An 18,984-nucleotide genomic window follows, 5' to 3' on the forward strand; every position below is an offset into this window, starting at 1 on the left:
GAATAAATAGTAATGGTCGGAATAATTGCCGGTGTGGCGAACAAGACCTTGCCGGTCAACTATCCCGTGTCACGGTCAACGCTTCGCAAGCGGCACGAAGGGCAGATCGTCTGGCCCCGTATAGTTTGCGCTCGGGCGAATGATCTTGTTGTCGATGCGCTGTTCAATGATATGCGCAGCCCAGCCCGATGTGCGCGAGATCACGAAAAGCGGCGTGAACATCGCGGTGGGCACGCCCATCGCGTGATACGAAACCGCGCTGAACCAGTCCAGGTTCGGGAACATCTTCTTCGCTTCCCACATCACCGACTCGAGCCGCTCGGCGATGTCGAAGAGCTTGGTGTTGCCCGCTTCCTTCGAAAGCTTCTGCGCCACTTCCTTGATCACGACATTTCGCGGATCGGAGATTGTGTACACCGGATGGCCGAAGCCGATCACGACTTCCTTGGCTTCCACACGTCGACGGATATCGGCTTCTGCTTCGTCCGGCGTCTGATAGCGCGTTTGAATGTCGAACGCTGCTTCGTTCGCACCGCCATGCTTCGGGCCGCGCAATGCGCCGATTGCGCCGGTGATTGCCGAATAGATGTCCGAGCCCGTGCCCGCGATCACGCGGCCGGTGAACGTCGATGCGTTGAACTCGTGTTCCGCGTACAGGTTCAGCGATACGTGCATAGCGTCGACCCACGACTTCGACGGCTCTTTACCGTGCAGCAGATGCAGGAAGTGCCCGCCGATGGAGTCGTCATCGGTTTCGACCTCGATGCGCTTGCCGTTGTGCGAATAGTGGTACCAGTAGAGCAGCATCGAACCGAGCGACGCCATCAGGCGATCCGCAATATCCTTCGCGCCGGCGATGTTGTGGTCGTCCTTCTCCGGCAGCACCGTGCCGAGGACCGACACGCCGGTGCGCATCACGTCCATCGGGTGAGCGGACGCCGGCACGCATTCAAGTGCGGTCTTCAAGCTTGCGGGCAATCCGCGCAACGCCTTGAGCTTGGCCTTGTACGCGGTCAGTTCGGCTTGCGTGGGCAGCTTTTCGTGGACCAGCAGATGAGCAATTTCTTCGAACTCGCACGCGCCAGCAAGGTCGAGAATGTCATAGCCGCGGTAGTGCAGGTCGTTGCCCGTGCGTCCGACGGTGCACAGCGCGGTGTTGCCCGCTGTCACGCCCGACAGCGCGACTGACTTCTTCGGTTTGAATGCGCCGGTGGCCGGCGTGGTGGTGTTTGCGTCGCTCATGTCTATGTCGTCTCCAGCGTGAGGGTTACTTTTTCGTGGCGAAGAGCGCGTCAAGCTTGTCTTCGTATTCGTGATAGCCGAGGTATTGATACAGATCGGCGCGCGACTGCATGGTTCCGACGGCGGCTTTCTGCGTACCGTCGCGTAGCACCGTCTGGTAGAAGTTGAGCGCCGCCGCGTTCATCGCACGATACGCACCGCAGCAGTAGAGCGCGATGTCGACATTGGCGTTGCGCAGCTCATCAGTCGTGAAGAAAGGCGTCGAGCCGAATTCGGTCAGGTTCGCCAGGATGGGTACCTTCACCGCGGCCTTGAAGCGGCGGTAATCATCGAGCGATTGCATCGCTTCGGGAAAAATCATGTCGGCGCCGGCTTCGACATACGCCACCGCGCGCTCGATCGCCGCGTCGATTCCTTCCGCCGCCGCTGCATCCGTACGCGCCATGATGACGAACTGGTCGTCCGTGCGTGCATCGACGGCGGCCTTCACGCGGTCGACCATTTCGTCCATCGGTACGACTTCCTTGCCCGGCCGGTGACCGCAACGCTTCTGGCCGACCTGGTCTTCCAGATGCACGGCAGCGACCCCTGCCTTGATGAACGAGCGCACCGTGCGCGCGATGTTGAACGCGCCGCCCCAACCCGTGTCGATATCGACAAGCAGCGGCAGGTTAGACGCGTCGGTAATGCGGCGTGCATCGATCAGTACGTCGTCCATCGTGCTGATGCCTAGATCGGGGATGCCGAGTGAATTTGCCGCCACGCCTCCGCCGGAGAGGTAGAGCGCCTTGAAGCCGACGGCTTCAGCCATTTTTGCAGCGTAAGCGGTGATTGCGCCCACCACCTGCAAGGGCTGTCCTTCAGACACAGCGACGCGAAATCGCGCGCCGGCGCTGGTGGGTTCCTGTTTAGCTGAATTCAATTGTTCGCTCCGATAAAGGTGCACTTCCAGATGCAAAAGACGGGCCATGCATCGAGAGCGCTGTAACTATTTGATTTGCATGGCTATTTAAAAACACTGAACTCACACTTAATTTCGAATATGAAATATAGATTTCATATTCGAAACGCCGGTGCATAATGAATGCACCGCCAATTCGCTGCTTCGCCTGTTTCTATGACGCCTCAAATCTCCGATTCCGTTGAACGCCCTCGCCTTTGGGCAATGGGTATAAGCCGATTACAAGACTTGTTCTTCGACATTGCGAACGAGTATGGCGCACGCGCCGATCTGCGCATCGTGTCGCGTGGTTTCGAGGACGCGGTGAAGGAAATCAGCGCGGCGGGCGAGGCGCGGCCTGACGTGGTTGTCGCGGGTGGCGCGAACGGGGCTTTTCTGAAGTCCCGGGTCGACGTCCCCGTCGTGCTGATCAACCCGACGGGTTTCGACGTGATGCACGCGTTGGCACGAGCAAGGCGCAAAGCGGCGTCAGTGGCCCTCGTTACCCATGGTGAAACGCCCGACGAGGTACGGCGGTTCGTCGCCGCTTACGGAATCGAGGTCGTGTTTGCCTCGTATCAATCCACGGAGGATGCCGAAAAATGCGTGCTCGATCTTCGCGATCGGGGAGTGGGTGCCGTCGTCGGCCCCGGACTTGTCACCGATCTGGCCTCGCGCGCCGGCATGGAGGCCGTGTTTCTTTATTCGCGCGCATCCGTGCGGTCGGCGTTCGACACGGCGCTGGAAGTTGCGCAGGCGACGAGAAGCGAAGCGCTGCGCCGTCAACGGCTCGATAACCTGTTGCAGCACATGCGCGACGGCGTCGTCGCGCTCGATGATCAGGGCAGGGTCGAGGCGATCAACCGGCGCTTGGCGGAGGTGCTTGGCATCGATGCAGCGAACGCCGTGGGCCGCTCGCTGCTCGAGCTCGCGCCCGATATAGCCGCCGCCTTGCCGGACGCCGACGGCGACGCGCTCGGCTCGGTACGCGGTGTGAGCTATGTCGTGCATCGCGGCCCGCTCGCGACACATGGTGCGGCGGCCGGCACAGTTCTGACGTTCCAGGAATCGCGTGCCGTCGAGCGGCTCGACCGCACGCTGCGCTCGACGCAGCGGCCCCGCCAATTCACTGCGCGTTACCGGCTCGATGATCTGGTCGGCGAATGTGCGGCCATGCAACGGGTTCGCACGCTCGTTCAACGCTACGCGAAATCGAACGCAACGTTGCTGATCCTCGGGGAAAGCGGGACCGGCAAGGAGATGGTCGCGCAAAGCATGCATCAGTTGAGCGCGAGGCGAGACTTCGCGTTTGTCGCGATCAACTGCGGAGCGTTCCCGGAGGCGTTGCTCGAAAGCGAGTTGTTCGGCTATGAGGAGGGCGCGTTCACCGGGGCGCGCAAGGGCGGCAAGGCCGGGCTGATCGAGGTGGCCCATCGCGGCACGTTGTTCCTCGATGAAATTGGCGAGATGCCCTTGCCGCTGCAAAGCCGGCTGCTGCGCGTATTGCAGGAACGCGAGGTCGTGCGGCTCGGCTCGACGGAACCCACGCGCGTCGATATACGGGTGATCGCAGCCACTCACCAGGCGCTGACCGATGGCATTGAGGCCGGTACATTTCGCGCGGATCTTTATTATCGGCTCAACATCCTGAACATAGGTTTGCCGCCATTACGCGAGCGGCCGGCGGACCTGATGCCGCTTGCCATCGAACTGCTGCTGCAGGTGGCGAAGCGCGAGCCGCAGCTGCGTGCGCGGGTCCGTAACGCGGAGGCCGCGGCGCACGCGCTTGGCGGGATTGGCGACGCACTGTCCAGCTATACGTGGCCGGGCAACGTGCGTGAATTGCAGAATGTGATTGAACGGATTGCCGTCGAACTGGCCGATGCGGATGGCGCCGGAGCAAACGCGCTTACCAGCGAGGATTTGCACGCGATCGCGCCGGAACTCTTGGATGTACGTTCAAGCGCGCTTTCAGGCGAGCTTTCAAACGAGCGAGAGGAAGCGCTGACGCTGCGCGAGCGCAGCCGCCACATCGAGGGGGACGAGATCCGCGCGGCACTCGCTTCCTGCAACGGTGACCGGGAGGCCGTCTGCAAGGCGCTCGGAATCAGTAAGACGACCCTGTGGAGAAAATTGAACGGGGTCACAAGCCGCAAGTAAAGCGCAAAAGACACGGGGACTTACCACACACAGCTTTGCCGATCCTGTTCTGAGTTAACAACAATTGACAAATAGCCAGCCCCTTTCTGCTGTTCAAAGCGCGATGCTGCACAAAGCAGGTAGCACTTGGTAAGGTTTCCGGCCTCCTTTGTTCGGCTAGCCACATTCACAAGATAGCCTGCTTGTTAAATTCCGCCCCGCTTACAAATAACAAACACCGGGGCGGTCCATGTCTAATCCAGTTCGTTCGCGGGCGATCTCGCTTGCTCCATCACTGCTGCTGATTCCTTTTCTCCTGAGTCCCATTGCAGCGGCAGCAGCATGCGCCGTGAACGGACTCGATACGATTTGCAATTCAAAATCGCCGAACCCGTGGACTACGACCATCGGTACAGGCCCTGCACCGGGCAATAACAATCGAACGGTCACTGTCCTGAACGGCGCAACGATTTCCACGCAAGAAGTATCGGCGATCAGCCTCGCTGACCGCGCCAAAATCACGGTTCGGTCGGGCGGCACGGTCACCACTTCTGCCGTTGGAGCGTGGGGTAACTATCGCACCGGCGTGAACACCATCGAGTTCCGGAACAACGGTACGCTGACCGTTCAAGCCGGCGGCAAGGTGCTGTCCACTGGCACGGAGGACACTGCCGAGGCCGTCAACGTGCAAGGCCATGGCAACGTCATCACCAACAGCGGCTTGATCCAGGCGATCAATGTCCGCGCCATCTGGTTCCAGAACGAGACCGGCACCAACACGATCATCAACAACGCAACCGGTGTGATCCAGTCGCCCGGCAGCGTGATCGGTTCGACCGGCAACGCGCCTATCCATTTCACCAACAAGGGCACGGTTATCGGCGATATCGACTTCGCGGGTGGCGACGACGTCATGCGCATCTACACCGGCTCGTCGGTGTCGGGCACGATCGACGGCGGCGCAGGCAATAACCGGTTGTTCCTGAGCGGACTCGGCGTGGACACGCTGACGGGCAACATCGTCAACTTCCAGACGCTCGTCAAGACCGACGCGGGTACGTGGACCGTCAACGGCATCCCGGTCGACGTGCAAAGTGCGGAAGTAGCAGGCGGTACGTTGATCCTGACGGGCGATAACAGCACCTACACGGGCCAGATGCTCGTCGATGCCGCTGGCACGCTCCAGGGGCGCGCACAGAGCCTGCCCGGCGCGATCACTGACAACGGGCTGGTCCGCTTTGCGCAGACCGATGACGGCACCTACGCGGGCTTGTTGAGCGGCACGGGCTCAATCGAGAAAACCGGTGCGGGCACACTGTTCCTTGCGCCCGCTGCAAGCGGCGGCAACACGTATTCGGGCGGCACGCTGATCACGCAAGGCACGCTGAACATTGCAGCTGATAACGCATTGGGCGCGACCACGGGCGGTCTCACGTTCAACGGCGGCACGCTGCAACTGAACAACAACCTCGACCTCGCCGCGACACGTGCGATCTCGATCGGCGACAACGGCGGCACGATCGACACGCAGCAATATTCATCGACGCTCGCACAAGGGGTGACCGGAACCGGCTCGTTGACCAAGCTCGGTAGCGGCATCCTCACGATGAACGGCGTAAGCACCTACGGCGACACGAACGTGCTGGCGGGCACCCTTGCGGTAGGCGATGCACAGCACAACCTGGCAAGCATCGGTACCGGCACGACTACGGTTGCGCCGGGCGCCACGCTCGGCGGTTTCGGTACTGTGCAGGGCTCCGTGGTCAACTCGGGCACGATCGCCGCGGCAAACGCATTGCCGGCTTTCTCGGCATCGTCGACCGGTACGTTCGCGATCCACGGCGAGCTCACCAACAACGCCACGATCAATCTGGCGGCTGCATCGGGCGTGACGGGCAACGTATTGAATGTGAGCGGCAACTACGTGGGCGGGACCAACGCGCAGTTGATCGTGAACACGGTGATGAACGCGGGCGGCGCAGCGTCCAATCAGTTCACCGACCAACTGGTCATTGGCGGCAACGCGACCGGCAGCACGGTCGTGACTGTGCGCCCGAGCGGCCTGGGCGCGCTGACGGTCGGCGACGGCATCAAGATCGTCCAGGTGAACGGCACTGCTGCCGCCACGGCCTTCCATACGCTTGCGCCGGTTCAGGCCGGGGCGTACCAGTATCTGTTGTATCAAGGCGGCTCGAACCGTCCCGAGGACTTCTACTTGCGTTCGTCGCTCGAGAGCGTGCCTCCGGTCACAACACCGCCGGTTACGACACCGCCGGTTACAACGCCGCCAGTTACAACGCCTCCGGCGACCACCCCGACCAACCCTGGTGGTGCGGTAATCACGCCGGTGACGCCGATCGTATCCGCGGGCACGCCAGACTCAACGCCCACAGCCCAGCCGTCGGTCATTGCATACCGTCCCGGTGTGGTCGGCTACACCATGACGCCGTCGCTCAACCTCGACTACGGTTTCTCGATCATGAGCCGGCTGCATGAGCGTGTCGGCGATGTCGCGAGCCTCGAGAATGCGCAGGGAACATACGGCAACGGCGTGTGGGGACGTATCGGCGGGCAGAGCCTGAACGCCAACTCGGGCGATCGTTTCTCCGCCGATGAACGCACGTTCTTCGCGCAGTTCGGCAAGGACTGGACACTCTCGACGAACCCGGCCGGCGGCAGCACGCATGCAGGGGTTACGGTCACCATCGGCTCGTCGTCGGCAACCTTCGAAGACAGCGCGCGTAGCCTTAATCCGACGCTGACGAACGCAGCCGGCTCAGTCGAAACGCAGGCGCAATCGCTTGGCGGTTACTGGACCAAGTACCTGAAAGACGGCAGCTACTTCGACGCCGTGGCGCAACTCACCCACTATCGCAACAAGTTCGGTGATGTGTACGGTGGCGGCGCTTCGCAAAACGGCGTTGGCACGGGTCTGTCCGGTGAAGTGGGCAAGCCGTTCCTGATCGGATCGACAACGATCGCAATCGAGCCGCAAGCCCAGTTGATGTACCAGTACCTGCATCTGAACGGCTTCGACGATGGCATCTCGCCAGTGTCGGGCACATCGAGCAACGCGTTGCGCGGACGGGCCGGCTTCCGGATCTTCAAGGCGAACCTGACCAACGACACGAAGACGGGAACAGCAACACCGTACTTCACCGCCGACGTACTGCACGACTTCCTGAACCCGGGTAATACGGCAGTGGATGGCGCGTCGTTCAACAGCGGTCTGTCGAAGACCTGGTATGAAGTCGGTGTGGGTGTCACCACGAGCATGAGCAAGTCCTCGGAGATGTATGCCAACGTCAAGTACTCCCGCAACATTGGCGGCGACTATCGGCAGGGCGTGTTTGGTCAGCTTGGGTATCGATACAGCTGGTAAGCACTGCGCGTTGGGTTTGTTGTTTCAGTCAAACCCGTGTCAGACAAGCCGCCCTCGGAAAGAGTTCGTAATAAGGTCCGCATTGAAAGTGCGTATTCGAGGGCGTTTTCTGACACTCTGACGTGCCATGCCCGATGGGGCACAAGCGTTGCTACGGAAGTTCGCTTAGGCACCGTCGCGCTACTCACTCACCGGATCGTTATGACACTCGCACAGCATCGAATGCGTACCCCAATTCTCACCGTCGTTATCCCGGCGTACAACGTGGACGGATACATTGAGGAGGCGCTTGATTCAGTGCTTTCACAGCGCTATATCGACGACATTGATATTGTCGTGATCGACGATGGGTCGAGCGACTCTACGTCTGCTGTCGTCAAGAGGGTAATGGACCGGGATTCTGGGGGCCATATCCGTTTGATCCGCCAGCGTAACAGCGGACTTAGCGGCGCCCGCAACGCGGGCATCGCTGCAGTGCGGACGCCCTACGTAGGATTTCTGGATGGCGACGATATCTTCCTGCCGGATTTTTCAGCCAGCATTGTGCCGCTGTTGGCCGAAGGCAAATGGGACATGCTCGAATACAACGTGTCCATTATCGACGACCATAGCCAAAACCTCGACACTATCGAATTGGTCCCGCAAGCCATCGGCGGCGGCAGTCCAGTCGATCACACTGCGCGCATGCATTTCGCCGAGGCCTTCCACACATTCGTTTGGGCTCGCGTCTATCGAACCAGTTTGTTCGGGCCGGCACCGTTCCCGCTCGGCCGGCATTACGAGGATATCGCGGTGGTGCCATCGGTTTATCTGAGTGCCCATTCCATGTACAAGATTGCTCGCCCTTTGATCGGTTACCGTCGGCGGTTTGGCAGCATCACACAAGGCGCGCCGGTGCAGGACGTCCGCGACTTGCAAACAACTGGCCGGGAAGTACTTGAAAAGATCACGGACGGCGAGCAGGAAGAATTCTGGCTGACCATTTTTCGCAAACTGTTTATACGAGCGTGTCACATCTGCGCTCGCGTCGACCGAGCTTCATTCAGCGACGGATTCGTGACGATTAAACAAATGGCCGCTGATTACGAAAAGATCCAGGCAGCCTGGGCTGAACGACATGCGTCGAGCACCGAGTCGCTCGGGCGGTTCGGGCTTACCGTTCGTACAGACCGCTCAATGCACTTTGCCAAAATATTAGCGAAAAAGGTTCTGCGTCGTGACCTGGATCGCCATCATCGCGAGCGGCCCGCGATTCCTGCCTGATCGGCGCACTTACGGGCCGGCGGTTTAAAGCATTATTTAGCTAGCTTGAACGTGCGCGGCGAAGAACCTCCGGCCCCTATGATCTAACCGTGCAAGCGCCGGGACCGGCCGGCGGTATCCTGCTCAGTGAAGCTTGATCAACGGCTGGGCACACCGCCGCAACCAATGGCTTGCGGTATCGAACGCCATCCCGGTGAAGCCCGTCAGGGTCATTATGTGCTTGCGGTATATCAGCTTGTACACGACCGTCGCAAGCCAGCCATCGACGAATATTGGCCGCGCTCGCAGCCCGCTCAGGCTGCCGATGGCTCCTTTGTTGCCGAACCCGACCAGCGTGCCCGCGTCGCGGTAGGTGAATTCCGGCAGTGCGCGCCCAGTGACGCGGCACTTCATTGCCTGTGCGAGGAATACGGCCTGCTGGTGTGCGACCTGAGCGCGCGGCGCGAGAAAAACATCTGCACTGTGCGACGGGCACGCCGCGCAGTCGCCAAGCGCGAAGATGTTCGTATCGTCTGTAGTCTGCAGCGTGCGGTTCACGAGCACCTGTGCGCTCCGGTTCACGGCAACGCCATCCATCGCGCGCAGCACTGGTGGCCCGGCAATACCCGCTGTCCAGATAGCGATGTCGCTTGGTAGTTGAACGCCGCCGTGCGTGAACACTGCATCTGTGCGCACTTCGGTGACACGCGTGTCGGTCAGTACGTCCACACCGAGGCCGCAGAGCATGCGTTGCGCGCGATCGGAGATCTCGTTGGACAACGCAGGCAGCACCCGGGCACTGCCTTCAATCAGCCGGATGCGGAAGTCGCGCACCGGGTCGAGCGCAAACAAGCTGTAGCGATTGAGGAGCCGCACGGTATCGCGCAGCGCAGCCGCGAGTTCAACGCCAGTTGCGCCGGCGCCCACAATGTTGATCGACACGGGCTCGACCGCCTGTGCCGGGTTCGTGCGACGTGTATGGTTCGCGCGAATGCATGCGTCCAGCAGCTTGCGTCTGAAGGTTTCCGCATGCACGACTGATTCGAGCGGCAGCGCATGCTCGGCCGCACCGCGCACACCGAAGAAGTTGGTCACGCTGCCCAATGCGAGCACCAGGGTATCGAAAGCAAGTTGCCGCGCAGGCAGAATCTCGCGCCCATCGGCATCGTGTGTTGCGCCGATCATCGCGAGCCGCTCTGCGCGATCGATGCCGGCAAGTTCACCCTGCTCGAATTCAAAGCCGTTGCGTTGCGCCTGCACCGCATATTGCAGTTGATGCGTGGCTGGGTCGATCTGTCCGGACGCGGCTTCATGCAGCAGCGGCTTCCAGAAGTGGGTCGGTGAGCGGTCGATGAGCACGATCTGCGCGTCGCCTGCTTTTCCGAGCGTCTCGCCAAGACGTGTTGCCAGCCCGAGACCGCCGACACCACCACCAACAATAACGATTCGATGCGGTCTTTGGAAGTTCGAGCGTGCTGCGGGTTGATCGATTGCCGCCATGATGTGTCCTCCAGAAGCGTTGTGTTGCGTTGGACGATTTTTCCGGATCACCACGAACATGTTGATGAGACCTTGCGCAAGGTCATCGACACGTTCTCTGAGGCCGAGTATAGAATCTGGTAAAACCACAGCACAATTTAATGTTTATACGCAATATATAAGCTCTAACTTATGCTAAAAGCAGCGACTTTCCGCCAGTTGAAAACGCTTCACACCGTGGCGAAGCTGGGCAGCGTGTCACGCGCCGCTGAAGAGTTGCGTCTGACGCAGCCGGCAGTTTCGCTGCAGATTCGCTTGCTGGAGGAGGGAGCGGGTGCGCCGTTATTGCAGCGAGTCGGCCGGGGCATACAGCTCACGGCAGCAGGCGAAATCCTTGCGCGTTACGCGCTTGAAATCCTTGATCTATGGAATGGCGCCGCCGACGATCTGGCCGCACTGCAGGGCGAGCAGGGCGGCACGCTGCGCATTGGTGCGATTACCACGGCCGAATATCTGATTCCTCCGTTCCTCGTTCGCTTTACCGAACAGCGGCCGCAGGTGAAGGTGCAATTGAAGGTGGGCAACCGTGCGGACATCATTCGCATGCTGGCGACGCATGAGATCGATCTCGCGGTAATGGGCAGCGCGCCGCGTGAGTTGCGTACGTCGGCGACGCCATTCGCGAAACATCCCATGGCGTTTGTCGCTTCGCCGTCGCATCCGCTGATGAAAAAGAAACGCCTGTCGCTCGACGATCTTAAAAGCGCGAATATGTTCGTGCGTGAACGGGGTTCGGGTACGCGCTCGACCGTCGAAAATCTGTTCAAGCAGGAAGGCCATAAATTGCACATTGGCTCTGAGCTATCGAGCAACGAGGCGATCAAGCAACTGGTTGAAGCGGGCCTTGGGATCTCGTTTTTATCGTTGCATGCGTGTTCGCTGGAGTTTCAGGCAGGCTTGCTCGCGTTGCTGCCGTTGCCTTCCAATCCAATCGAACGGGACTGGTATGTGATGCATGTTTCCGACAAGCGCCTGCCGCATGTGGCCAGCCTGTTTCGCGATTTCCTTATCGAGCAAGGCATGTCGGGTGCCGTCCCGATTCCGCTGCCTACACTCGCCGCGGCGAAGCGCCGCCGGCCCGTTTGACGCGTAGATCTCTATGTAAGGTGCGGAGGTTTGGCCTGCGGCAAGTCAAACCTCGACCTCGGGTCAACCCGAATTGCGGGACAGTATTGATGCGCCTATCTTCTCTACATCATACGTATGATCTAGAGTGTAAATCGTGGCAACACTACATCGGCAGGTCCTGAATCAGATGGGCGAGCAGATTTGCTCGGGCAAGTTTGCGCCGGGGGATATTCTTCCCGCCGAGCCCGTGCTCGCCGAGCAGATGCAGGTGAGCCGCATCACTATCCGCGAGACGATGAAATCGCTCTCCGCCAAGGGCATGCTTGAAGTGCGCCGGCGTTACGGCACGATCGTGTTGCCGCGTTCGAAATGGCAGTTGTTCGATCCGGACGTGATCACCTGGCGTGCGCGGGCGGGCGCAATAGACGAGGGCCTGATCCAGGACCTGATGGAGCTGCGGCTGATCATCGAGCCGAATGCGGCCAAGCTCGCTGCAAAACGTGCGACGGCGGAGGATCGCGTCGCGGTGCGGCGTGCCTTCAAGTCGATGGAGCGTGCCGTCGCCGGCCACGGTGAATACGTTCCCGCCGACCTCGCGTTCCACGGCGCGATCCTTGCCGCCTGTCACAACCAGTTCATCCAGCAGATGCAGAACGCGCTGTCGGCGATCCTGCGCACCAGCTTCGAACTCAGCTCCGAAATAGCCGGCGGCCCGGCCCGTTCGCTGCCGATGCATGAAGCGCTTTGCATCGCGATCGAGACAGGCGATCCGGCGGGGGCGGAAGAGGCGGTTCTCACGCTCATCAAGCGCGCGGAGAAGGACTTCGAAGACCGCGCCGCGCTGAATCACGTCGCCAACGACACGCCCATCTGACGCTTTAACCAGCGGATCTGACATCAACGTTATCGCGACCGGCGTCCCGGTCGCGAGGGGCGCATTCGCGTCTCGCACTTGCACTTGCACACCCGAAAAAGGAACAGCGCATGACACAGCTATTTGACTTGAGCGGCCGCACGGCGCTCGTGACAGGCTCGGCCCGAGGCATTGGCTTCGCACTCGCCGAGGGGCTCGCTACGGCAGGCGCCAGCGTGATTTTAAACGGCACACGTGCCGACACGGTCGCCGAAGCGGCCGCCCGGCTCAAAAGCAAGGGGCTCAACGCCCGAGGCCATGCCTTCGACGTGACCGACGAACAGGCCGTCGCCGATGCGTTCGCGCAATGGGACAAGGACGGAGTGCAGGTCGACATTGTCATCAACAACGCTGGCATCCAGTTTCGCAAGCCGCTTGTCGAACTAGAGCTGAGCGACTGGCAGCGCGTGATCGACACCAATCTGACGAGCGCGTTCATCGTCTCCAAGCAGGCGGCGCGGCGCATGATCGCGCGCGGCACAGGCGGCAAGATCATCAATATCGGCTCGCTCACGAGCGAAGCCGGACGTGCGACGGTGGGTGCCTATACGGCGGCCAAGGGCGGCATCAAGATGCTGACCCGAGCGATGAGCGCCGAGTGGGGCGCGTCGGATATCCAGGCGAACGCGATCGGTCCGGGCTACATCCTGACCGACATGAACAAGCCGCTCGTCGAGAACGAGGCCTTCGATACCTGGGTCAAGAGCAGCAATCCTTCGCAACGCTGGGGCAGGCCGGAAGAGCTCGTCGGCACAGCGGTGTACCTATCGTCCGCCGCATCGAGTTATGTGAACGGCCAGATCATCTACGTCGATGGAGGCTGGCTGGCCGTGCTTTAAATGCAAGTCCGCGCGGGAACACGAGAACAAAAAGAATGACCCGCACTAACCGAACTGTGTGTACGCCGTACCGATCCGGAGACATCATGGAAAGCGTTAAACCCGTTGCACCTCAAAGATGGTGGTATCTGATGCCCATCATCTTCATCACCTACAGTCTTGCGTATCTGGACCGCGCGAACTACGGCTTCGCCGCGGCGGCCGGGATCAACAGGGATCTCGGCATCTCGCAAGGCACCTCGTCGCTGATCGGTTCGTTGTTCTTTCTCGGCTACTGCCTGTTCCAGGTGCCCGGTGCAATCTACGCGCAACGCAACAGCGTCAAGAAGCTGATTTTCATCAGCCTCGTCCTGTGGGGCCTGTGCGCTGCGGCGACCGGCATGGTCAGCAATATTCCGATGCTCATGGTGCTGCGCTTCGTGCTCGGGGTCGTGGAAGCCGCCGTGATGCCGTCGATGCTGATGTACATCAGCCGGTGGTTCACACGCACTGAACGCTCACGCGCCAATACGTTCCTGATTCTCGGCAATCCGGTGACGGTGCTGTGGATGTCGGTCGTGTCGGGCTATCTGGTCCACAGCTTTGGCTGGCGCGAGATGTTCGTCTTCGAAGGCATCCCGGCGCTCATCTGGGCGGGGGTCTGGTGGTTCACCGTGCAGGATCGCCCGGCTGAAGTGACCTGGATGAGCGACGCCGAAAAGCTCGAATTCAGCGCACGCCTGAAGGCTGAGCAAGCGGACATCGCGCCGGTGCGCGACTACAAGGCGGCGTTCCGTTCGTCGATCGTCTGGAAATGCTGCGCGATTCATGCGCTGTGGAGCATCGGCGTGTACGGCTTCATCATGTGGCTGCCTTCGATTCTCAAGGCCGCATCGACCATCGATATCGTGTCGGTCGGCTGGCTTGCCGCCGTGCCCTATCTCGCGGCGATCATCCTGATGCTGCTCGCGTCGTGGCTCTCGGACAAGACCCGCAACCGCAAGCTGTTCGTGTGGCCGCTGCTGCTCGTGGGGACCATTGCATTCGTGGCTTCGTATCTGATCGGCGGATCGCACTTCTGGATCTCGTTCGCACTGCTGGTGGTGGCGGGCGCTACGATGTACGCACCGTACGGCCCATTCTTCGCGCTGATACCGGAACTGATTCCGGGCAACGTCCTGGGCGGTGCAATCGGCCTGGTCAACGCGTGTGGAGCATTGGGCGCGTTCGCCGGTTCGTATGTCGTCGGCTATCTGAACGGCGTGACCGGCAGTCCCGCGGCCTCGTATATCTTCATGGCGGCCGGTCTGCTTCTCGCGGTCATCCTGATGATCACCGTACCGGCGCATTCCGGGCAGCGCGCGAAGCACGAAGAGCCGCTCTCGCTGCGCCGTACGTAACGCCGCACGTAACGCGGTAGGTAAGTAAGCGCGCGATGCGGCTCCGCTTTATTGATTCGATTCTGGCAGACTGAAAATGGCAACCCTGATTACCGATGTAAAAGTCATCCTGACCGCGCCGGAAGGCATCAACCTGATTGTCGTCAAACTTGAGACCAACCAGGCCGGTTTGTATGGGCTCGGTTGCGCGACCTTTGCCTACCGGCATGTCGCGGTCAAGTGTCTGATCGAGGAGTATCTCAGGCCGCTCCTGATCGGCAGGGATGCCGAGGCGATCGAAGAGCTTTGGCAGTTAATGCATCAGAACGCTTACTGGCGCAATGGTCCGATCGAGAACAACGCAATCTCCGGCATCGATATGGCCCTGTGGGACATCAAGGGCAAGATGGCGAATATGCCCCTGTATCAACTTTTTGGGGGCAAGTGCCGCGAAGGGGTACCGATCTATCGGCATGCTGATGGGCGTGACCTGAATGAGTTGTGCGAGAACATCCAGAAGTACCGCGAGCAGGGCATCACGCACATTCGCTGTCAGAGCGGCGGCTACGGTGGAGGCAGCTATGGCCGTGCACCGTCGAGCGCGCCCCAGGGCGCCGCGGACGGTGTCTATCTCGACAGCAGAAAGTACATGCGCGAAACGCTCAAGCTGTTCGACGGTATTCGCAGCAGAGTTGGCTTTGACGTCGCGTTGTGCCATGACGTGCATGGCCGGCTGAAACCCGTCGAAGCGATCAGGTTCGCTTGCGAACTGGAACAGTACGACCTGTTCTTTCTCGAAGATGCGATCGCTTTGGAAGAAGGCGAATGGATTCGTCAGTTGCGCTCGAAAACCACGACGCCTTTGGCGCAGGGCGAGCTATTCAACAATCCTTCCGAGTGGCGATTCCTGATCACCGAGCGATTGATCGATTACATCCGGGTTCACCTTAGTCAGATCGGCGGCATTACGGCCGCGCGCAAGCTTCAGATCTTTGCCGAGCAATTCGGCGTGAGGACGGCGTGGCACGGTCCCGGCGACATGTCGCCGCTCGCGCATGCAGCGAACATCCATATCGACCTGGCGGCGCGCAATTTCGGCGTTCAGGAATGGTCGGGCACCGAGCCGCCCAACTTCGTGATCCAGGAACTCAAGGGGCCGAGAGCGGCTTTGCTGGATGTCTTTCCCGGTCTTCCCGAGTTCAGGGATGGGCACGTGTATGCCAACGACAAGCCGGGCCTTGGAGTGGATATCGACGAGGCCGAGGCCGCGAAATATCCGTGCGAAAACACCGTGACTACCTGGACGCAGACGCGTTTGAAGGATGGCGCCCTGCAGACTCCGTAAGCGAGCAAAGCGAGTTTCAGTCAGCCTCCTTCAGAGACGACCAGGCTTTAATTTGCAGGCCTGATTCAAAGTCGGACATTCGCACGTCGTCACCGAAGGGCAAAAACTGTTTGGTCGACTTGAGGCATTCACGGTGCGCAATAGCGGCCGCTCGGTGGATACCGATCACAGACGACTTGATGCAGACCTTGGATCGATCGTCGTTTTGCTACCAGTCGAGTCTCAGTCCGGCCACGGTTGCCCGATGCCGATCGTTGTCCGCATGCAGATACTGACTGGTGGTCGAGATCGATTCATGCCCCGGCGGCGTTCTTGGACCAGACTGCTACATCGTTGCACCGCGAGTTTGTCACCGTCGTGGTCATGGCGCATCTGTCCGATGTTGCGTGCGACTTAGTGACCGAAGTAGATCGACTTGGCGTCGTTGGCTGGTGCGATGCTCGATACCGATGTGCCGTTGGTCGGCATTCCATACGACGATGACGCGATGGTTAGTATTACGATGTATTTAACTGAATTAAATCTATTGAACTAACGCGCTAATATTAACCTTTCAGCTCAGACAATCTTGAGGGTGAGGCCAGCTGGCGGCCGCCTTCATCACAGTGACCGAACCCAAGATTCGTACTAGCGTCAGTGCTGGCGCTCCACCTATATGTGCAAGCAGTGAATCGAACAGGTGAGACGCTCACCGTAAATCCAACTACAGCAGGGGAAAATATGTATGACCGCATTGATCGATATGAAGGACGAGAAGCTTAAGTTTCATCCACCGATCGAACCGGCTGCCGCGCAGTTCCAAACTCCACGCGGCCGGGCCGAGACGACCGATAGTTCAAACGCTCCCTCAACGAGCTCAACGAGGGAGAGGGCTCGACCTGGACTTTCTACAACAGCTAGCGGAAAAACTCACCCAATCCGAGACAATTTAAGCCTTCCAAGCGTGCTGTTGAAAAAGTTCCTCGAGCGGCGGCTGTGTGACGCTGGAGGTGTAGTTTGTCATGGTCGACGCGGCCACGACGAGGATGACGTCGAGCACCAGAGCTTGGTCAAATCCTGCTTCGGTAAACGAAGCAACATCATGATCATTGATTCGGCCGCGCTGTTCGATCAGTGTACGTGCCAGACGTGAAAGTGCGGCAAGCTTACCGTCCAGCGGCAGACGGCGTTCGCGGATCGCCTTCACATCAGCCTCGCTCAGCCCTTCCTTAAGCGCCAGAAACGTGTGGAACGCAACCGCCCAAGTCGCGCCGTTCGTGACGGCGTTGGTCAGCAGCAGCGTCTGGACTTGCGCTTCCGTGAAGCTTCCGCCGTGAACCTGTTGAAACACGCCGACGAGGCCATTAATCAGATGCGGCGAACCGGCTATTGCACCTGCAATATTGGGGACCATGCCGAATGCCTGCGCGAGGCCGTTCAGTGCGGGCTTCGATTGCTCCGGTGCAGACTCGAGCGTATAGATGGGAAAGTTAACCATGATATTTCCTTAAATGTTAAAAGTATCTGTCGGGGACGACAAACTACAACCGAAGATTAACGATGAGCATGAGGCCCCGCAATTACGTCACGGGTAATAAGACCTGTCGGCATAACCAAGGCGCCGCAACTACGCGTACCGACGCTAGGCGCCGCCGCAACTACCTTGAAAGTAATCCCTCCTTAGCCGATTCGGATTTTGTGTCCTTTACCCCGTCGCCCTAAGGTCAACCCGGAAAGGGCCGATCTTGATTACATCCGAGGTAATTGCGGATGGTGGGATCAAGCTAATATATTCAGTTGTCCGGCTAATCGTGGTGAAGATCGCGAAAAAGACCGTTTGTCCTAGTTCGCACAGGAACACCATGAATACAGTGGATCTTGACCAGAGAGTGTCGTCGAATAAGCTTGGTAGATTACTTCGCTATTGGCGAGAGGTGCGAGGAGCGAGCCAACTCGATCTGGCACTCGGTTCCGGAATTTCGCAGCGGCATATCAGCTTCATTGAAAATGGACGTAGCGTCCCGGGGCGTCAGACACTTCTGAATATCGCACAGTCACTCGATGTACCCCTTCGCGAGCGCAACGCGTTGCTGCTGTCCGCCGGGTACGCCCCGATGTATTCGGAAGCAGGGTGGAACGCGAATGAGATGGCGAGCGTCACCAAGGCAATAGGGCGTCTTTTGCTGCAGCATGAGCCATTTCCTGCCATCGTTATGGACCGTTACTGGAACGTGCTGATGACCAATAAGGCTGCTCCAAGCCTTTTCAATCATTTCATTGATATGGAAGCCCGCACGGAGCCGCGCAACCTTCTGCATCTCATCTTCGATCCGCAAGGCATGCGGCCGCACGTGGCCAAATGGGAGATCGTGGCACAGAGTTTGATCCAACGCGTGTATCGGGAAGCGGTCGGACATGTCATCGATATTCAGACGCAACAGCTCCTTGACGCGCTGCATCTTTACCCCGGCGTGCGACCTGAATGGAAATGGCAAGGCACTTCCGATTCCGCGTCAGGCATGCCAATGGTACCCATTGGTTTCATCAAGGACGGAGCGGTGCTGAACTACTTTTCGATGATTACTACAGTGGGGACGCCACAGACTGTCGCGGCGCAGGAGCTGCGAATAGAATGTATGTTTCCCGCAGACGATGAAACGGCGATTCGCCACACTGCATTACTAGAAAGATGACCGAGAACCTTTGCTACTGAGACCGCTTGTGATGCGTAAATTCGGAAAAGTCCGCTGTGAAGACACGTACTCGAAATTGCTGCCGTTCTCGTCGATTTGGTTACTGCGGCTTGTCCTGTACAACCACATGCTGATGTAGCGGAGTGTTCGACTATGATGGCGGCTAATCAACATGTTTAGCCGTTTCTAGCACCGTTGTCGGCAAAACGATTCGTAAAGTAAGTGGCGAGAAACCGTAAGCCTCAGCAACCGCACGCGATGAATCCGAGTTCTATTTGTAGTTGCGCCAGCGCAAAGCGCCCCAA

The 18,984-nt window shown here is 59.4% G+C and carries 13 protein-coding genes; 9 read left to right on the forward strand and 4 right to left on the reverse strand.

Going from position 1 to position 18,984, the window contains the following annotated elements; all coding sequences use genetic code 11:
- Window positions 1-75: 75 nt before the first annotated feature.
- Both prpC and prpB read right to left on the reverse strand, forming a co-directional pair.
- The gene (gene prpC / locus FH08_RS0135625; protein WP_031362915.1) at window positions 76-1,242 is read right to left on the reverse strand and encodes a bifunctional 2-methylcitrate synthase/citrate synthase; all 1,167 of its coding nucleotides are present in this window, start codon (window positions 1,240-1,242) and stop codon (window positions 76-78) included.
- A 25-nt stretch (window positions 1,243-1,267) separates the two neighbouring features.
- On the reverse strand, window positions 1,268-2,164 hold the full coding sequence (gene prpB / locus FH08_RS0135630) for a methylisocitrate lyase (protein WP_031362916.1): 897 nt from the start codon (window positions 2,162-2,164) through the stop codon (window positions 1,268-1,270).
- A gap of 195 nt (window positions 2,165-2,359) precedes the next feature.
- Between prpB and prpR the strand changes: the two genes are divergently transcribed.
- The 3 genes from prpR (at window position 2,360) to FH08_RS0135645 (ending at window position 8,966) form a co-directional block, all read left to right on the forward strand.
- Window positions 2,360-4,342, forward strand: a complete 1,983-nt coding sequence (gene prpR, locus FH08_RS0135635) for a propionate catabolism operon regulatory protein PrpR (protein ID WP_031362917.1) — start codon at window positions 2,360-2,362, stop codon at window positions 4,340-4,342.
- Window positions 4,343-4,571: 229 nt separating this feature from the next.
- Window positions 4,572-7,703 (forward strand): autotransporter outer membrane beta-barrel domain-containing protein, encoded by a 3,132-nt coding sequence (locus tag FH08_RS0135640; RefSeq protein WP_035568274.1) that lies wholly within the window; start codon window positions 4,572-4,574, stop codon window positions 7,701-7,703.
- A gap of 222 nt (window positions 7,704-7,925) precedes the next feature.
- Window positions 7,926-8,966, forward strand: coding sequence for a glycosyltransferase family 2 protein (locus tag FH08_RS0135645; protein ID WP_031362919.1), 1,041 nt, complete (start codon window positions 7,926-7,928; stop codon window positions 8,964-8,966).
- A gap of 123 nt (window positions 8,967-9,089) precedes the next feature.
- On the opposite strand, the gene FH08_RS0135650 is transcribed toward FH08_RS0135645, so the two are convergent.
- On the reverse strand, window positions 9,090-10,445 hold the full coding sequence (locus FH08_RS0135650; RefSeq protein ID WP_031362920.1) for an NAD(P)/FAD-dependent oxidoreductase: 1,356 nt from the start codon (window positions 10,443-10,445) through the stop codon (window positions 9,090-9,092).
- Between the two features lie 171 nt (window positions 10,446-10,616).
- On the opposite strand from FH08_RS0135650, the gene FH08_RS0135655 reads away from it, so the two are divergent.
- The 5 genes from FH08_RS0135655 (at window position 10,617) to FH08_RS0135675 (ending at window position 16,007) form a co-directional block, all read left to right on the forward strand.
- Window positions 10,617-11,570 carry a LysR family transcriptional regulator gene (locus FH08_RS0135655; RefSeq protein ID WP_031362921.1) on the forward strand — a complete coding sequence of 318 codons (954 nt, stop codon included), beginning with the start codon at window positions 10,617-10,619 and terminating at the stop codon, window positions 11,568-11,570.
- A 136-nt stretch (window positions 11,571-11,706) separates the two neighbouring features.
- On the forward strand, window positions 11,707-12,426 hold the full coding sequence (locus tag FH08_RS0135660; protein WP_031362922.1) for a FadR/GntR family transcriptional regulator: 720 nt from the start codon (window positions 11,707-11,709) through the stop codon (window positions 12,424-12,426).
- Between the two features lie 110 nt (window positions 12,427-12,536).
- The gene (locus tag FH08_RS0135665; RefSeq protein ID WP_031362923.1) at window positions 12,537-13,304 is read left to right on the forward strand and encodes an SDR family oxidoreductase; all 768 of its coding nucleotides are present in this window, start codon (window positions 12,537-12,539) and stop codon (window positions 13,302-13,304) included.
- Between the two features lie 86 nt (window positions 13,305-13,390).
- Window positions 13,391-14,683 carry an MFS transporter gene (locus tag FH08_RS0135670; RefSeq protein WP_031362924.1) on the forward strand — a complete coding sequence of 431 codons (1,293 nt, stop codon included), beginning with the start codon at window positions 13,391-13,393 and terminating at the stop codon, window positions 14,681-14,683.
- 76 nt (window positions 14,684-14,759) lie between these two features.
- The gene (locus FH08_RS0135675) at window positions 14,760-16,007 is read left to right on the forward strand and encodes an enolase C-terminal domain-like protein (RefSeq protein WP_031362925.1); all 1,248 of its coding nucleotides are present in this window, start codon (window positions 14,760-14,762) and stop codon (window positions 16,005-16,007) included.
- Window positions 16,008-16,935: 928 nt separating this feature from the next.
- Here the strand turns inward: FH08_RS0135675 and FH08_RS0135680 are convergent.
- The gene (locus tag FH08_RS0135680) at window positions 16,936-17,484 is read right to left on the reverse strand and encodes a carboxymuconolactone decarboxylase family protein (RefSeq protein ID WP_031362926.1); all 549 of its coding nucleotides are present in this window, start codon (window positions 17,482-17,484) and stop codon (window positions 16,936-16,938) included.
- 364 nt (window positions 17,485-17,848) lie between these two features.
- On the opposite strand from FH08_RS0135680, the gene FH08_RS0135685 reads away from it, so the two are divergent.
- Entirely contained in the window at window positions 17,849-18,679 is an 831-nt protein-coding gene (locus FH08_RS0135685) for a helix-turn-helix domain-containing protein (RefSeq protein WP_031362927.1), read from the forward strand.
- Window positions 18,680-18,984: the final 305 nt, after the last annotated feature.

The organism is Caballeronia sordidicola (assembly GCF_000729995.1).
In the GTDB taxonomy this organism is placed as follows: domain Bacteria; phylum Pseudomonadota; class Gammaproteobacteria; order Burkholderiales; family Burkholderiaceae; genus Caballeronia; species Caballeronia sordidicola_A.